This window comes from Pseudomonas sp. A39, assembly GCF_058145955.1.
Genome location: NZ_JBYVMD010000101.1, coordinates 1 through 3,205, shown reverse-complemented (window position 1 = coordinate 3,205; position 3,205 = coordinate 1). Strand labels below are relative to the sequence as shown.

The 3,205-nt window shown below is 58.3% G+C and carries 4 protein-coding genes, 1 tRNA gene and 1 pseudogene; all 6 read left to right on the top strand.

All coding sequences use genetic code 11. The features are described from left to right. Positions 1-156: pseudogene (locus AC3ZU9_RS31280) on the top strand (Tol-Pal system beta propeller repeat protein TolB); the annotation flags it as partial. Between the two features lie 57 nt (positions 157-213). Continuing rightward, positions 214-714, top strand: a complete 501-nt coding sequence (gene pal / locus AC3ZU9_RS31275; protein WP_003193861.1) for a peptidoglycan-associated lipoprotein Pal — start codon at positions 214-216, stop codon at positions 712-714. A gap of 6 nt (positions 715-720) precedes the next feature. Beyond that, positions 721-1,557 carry a tol-pal system protein YbgF gene (ybgF, locus tag AC3ZU9_RS31270; RefSeq protein WP_046035282.1) on the top strand — a complete coding sequence of 279 codons (837 nt, stop codon included), beginning with the start codon at positions 721-723 and terminating at the stop codon, positions 1,555-1,557. A 164-nt stretch (positions 1,558-1,721) separates the two neighbouring features. Further along, entirely contained in the window at positions 1,722-2,369 is a 648-nt protein-coding gene (gene queE / locus AC3ZU9_RS31265; protein ID WP_015885605.1) for a 7-carboxy-7-deazaguanine synthase QueE, read from the top strand. 16 nt (positions 2,370-2,385) lie between these two features. Then, positions 2,386-3,060 carry a 7-cyano-7-deazaguanine synthase QueC gene (queC, locus tag AC3ZU9_RS31260; RefSeq protein WP_015885604.1) on the top strand — a complete coding sequence of 225 codons (675 nt, stop codon included), beginning with the start codon at positions 2,386-2,388 and terminating at the stop codon, positions 3,058-3,060. A gap of 63 nt (positions 3,061-3,123) precedes the next feature. Then, positions 3,124-3,199 (top strand) — tRNA-Lys (locus AC3ZU9_RS31255). Positions 3,200-3,205: the final 6 nt, after the last annotated feature.

Here is a 3,205-nt window from a genome sequence, read left to right as displayed (position 1 = left end):
ACTGTTGCGCCCAACGGCACCATGGTAATCTACGCCACCCGCCAGCAGGGCCGGGGAGTCTTGATGCTCGTGTCCATTAATGGACGCGTAAGGCTCCCGCTTCCTACCGCACAAGGCGAAGTCAGAGAACCATCCTGGTCCCCTTACCTGAACTGACGCGGCGCTACAAAAAAAGATTTGCTTAACACACTGGGGTTCATTAGGAGTTTCACGATGGAAATGCTGAAGTTTGGTAAGTTTGCTGCTCTGGCTCTGGCTCTGTCCGTAGCCGTTGGTTGCTCGTCTAAAGGCGGCGACAATGCCGGTGAAGGCGCAGCTGTTGATCCAAACGCTGGTTACGGCGCTAACACTGGTGCAGTTGACGGCTCCCTGAGCGAAGAAGCTGCTCTGCGCGCTATCACCACTTTCTACTTCGAATACGACAGTTCGGACCTGAAACCAGAAGCCATGCGCGCTCTGGACGTTCACGCGAAGGACCTGAAAGCTAACGGCGCTCGCGTTGTTCTGGAAGGTAACACTGACGCCCGTGGTACTCGTGAGTACAACATGGCACTGGGCGAGCGTCGTGCGAAAGCCGTTCAGCGCTACCTGGTACTGCAAGGTGTTGCTCCAGGCCAACTGGAACTGGTTTCCTACGGTAAAGAGCGTCCAGTTGCAACTGGCAACGACGAACAGTCGTGGGCTCAAAACCGTCGCGTCGAACTGCGTAAGTAATTCGTCATGCGAACGTGCCGTCGTGCTCTAACTGTATTGGCTCTCAGTCTCGCACCGCTTGCGGTGTGGGCTGCGGTTCCTGTGGAAGATAGCAACTCTGGCTATAACAATAGCGGGAGCAGTTATCCGCCAGCGGGTTATGGCACGAACGGCGCCTATGCTGGGGGGGCGGCTACGTCCGCCCCCTCCGCACAGGGCGAACTGTTCAACCAGCTGCAACGCATGCAGGATCAACTGGCGCAGCAACAAGGCGCGATTGAAGTTCTGCAGAACCAAGTGAACCAGCTGAAGCAAGAAGGCCTGGAGCGATACCAGGATCTTGATCGACGCATTGGAGCCGGCGTTACACCTGCCGCAACTCCTGATAATTCTTCTGCCGGTGGCGCGCCCAGTGCCGCTGCCGGTGGTGCAGCAGCAGGGGCTGCGGCGGCAAGCCAAGCCCCTGCCGCGAGCAGCGAACCGGGTGATCCGGCGAAGGAAAAACTGTATTACGATGCAGCCTTCGACCTGATCAAAGCCAAGGATTTCGATAAGGCCAGCCAGGCATTTACCGCTTTCCTGCGTAAATACCCGAACAGCCAGTACGCGGGCAACGCCCAATACTGGTTGGGTGAGGTCAACCTGGCAAAGGGTGATCTGCAGGGGGCAGGCCAGGCATTTGCCAAGGTCAGCCAGCTGTACCCCAAGCACGCCAAGGTGCCGGACTCGCTGTATAAACTCGCTGACGTAGAACGCCGCCTGGGTCATACCGACAAGGTCAAAGGCATTCTGCAGCAGGTTGTGGCCCAATATCCGGGTACCTCGGCTGCCCAGTTGGCCCAACGGGACCTGCAGCGCTTGTAAGCGAAGCAGCCCGTTTAGAAGAAACCCGCGCCTGGCGCGGGTTTTTTCGTTAGAATCCACGCCCTTTTATGAAACACGCTTTTTGGGGCCTGCGCGTTGGCGGGGTCCCTTAAAGTGCCTGACGGAGGCGGACAGCCTGTTTAGCTGTTACGCCCGTGGCGACTATGCAAGACACATTACGTATTACCGAAGTTTTTTACTCGTTGCAGGGTGAAACGCGAACGGCCGGCCTGCCCACAGTCTTTGTGCGCCTCACCGGTTGCCCCTTGCGTTGCCAGTATTGCGACAGCGCCTACGCCTTCAGTGGCGGCACCGTGCGCACCCTCGATGACATCCTGGAGCAGGTGGCCGGCTACAAGCCGCGCTACGTCTGCGTAACCGGCGGTGAACCGCTGGCCCAGCCCAACGCCATCCCATTGCTCAAGCAGCTGTGTGACGCCGGCTACGAGGTTTCCCTGGAGACCAGTGGTGCGCTGGACATCTCGGCAGTCGATCCCCGTGTAAGCCGCGTGGTCGACCTCAAGACCCCAGGCTCCAAGGAAGCGCACCGTAACCGCTACGAGAACATCGAGCTGCTGACGGCCAACGATCAGGTCAAGTTTGTCATCTGTTCGCGCGAGGACTACGACTGGGCGAACTCCAAGCTGATTCAATACGGGTTGGACCGACGCGCCGGCGAAGTGCTGTTCTCGCCAAGCCACCATGACTTGAACGCCCGTGACCTCGCCGATTGGGTGGTTGCGGACAATCTACCGGTGCGCCTGCAATTGCAGTTGCATAAATACCTTTGGAACGACGAGCCAGGACGCTGATATGACTGAACACACCATGGATCAAAAACGCGCGGTAATCCTGCTCTCCGGCGGCCTCGACTCCGCTACGGTGGTGGCTATGGCGCAAGCGCAGGGCTACAGCTGCTACACCATGAGTTTCGACTACGGCCAACGTCACCGTGCCGAGCTGAACGCCGCCGCCCGTGTCGCCCGTGACATGGGCGTGGTGGAGCACAAGGTGATCGGCTTGAACCTCAACGGCATCGGCGGCTCCGCGCTGACCGACAGCAGCATCGACGTGCCGGAAGCCCCCAGCGAAGGCATACCGGTGACTTATGTGCCGGCACGCAACACCGTGTTCCTGTCCCTGGCCCTTGGCTGGGCGGAAGTGCTCAACGCTCGAGACATCTTTATCGGCGTCAACGCGGTGGATTACTCCGGCTACCCGGACTGCCGCCCTGAATTCGTCGAGTCGTTCGAACGCATGGCCAACCTGGCCACAAAGGCCGGTGTAGAAGGGCAAGGCTTCCGCATCCTGGCGCCACTGCAAAACCTGAGCAAGGCCGATATCGTGAAGGCTGGCGTAGGACTTGGCGTCGATTACTCGCTGACTGTTTCCTGCTACCAGGCAGACGATGACGGCCGTGCTTGTGGGAAATGCGACAGCTGCCGACTGCGTGCAGAAGGCTTCCAAGCCGCCGGAATTGCTGACCCAACGCGTTATTTCTGATTTATTTCAAATAAGGTGTTGAATAATCCTTAGAAATCAGTATTATACGCGCCACCACACAGCGGGTCGTTAGCTCAGTTGGTAGAGCAGTTGGCTTTTAACCAATTGGTCGTAGGTTCGAATCCCACACGACCCACCATTTTTG

Coding starts and splice junctions, on each gene's coding strand:
- queE (WP_015885605.1), top strand. CDS start 1,722: ATGCAAGACACATTACGTATTACCGAAGTTTTTTACTCGTTGCAGGGT.
- ybgF (WP_046035282.1), top strand. CDS start 721: ATGCGAACGTGCCGTCGTGCTCTAACTGTATTGGCTCTCAGTCTCGCA.
- pal (WP_003193861.1), top strand. CDS start 214: ATGGAAATGCTGAAGTTTGGTAAGTTTGCTGCTCTGGCTCTGGCTCTG.
- queC (WP_015885604.1), top strand. CDS start 2,386: ATGGATCAAAAACGCGCGGTAATCCTGCTCTCCGGCGGCCTCGACTCC.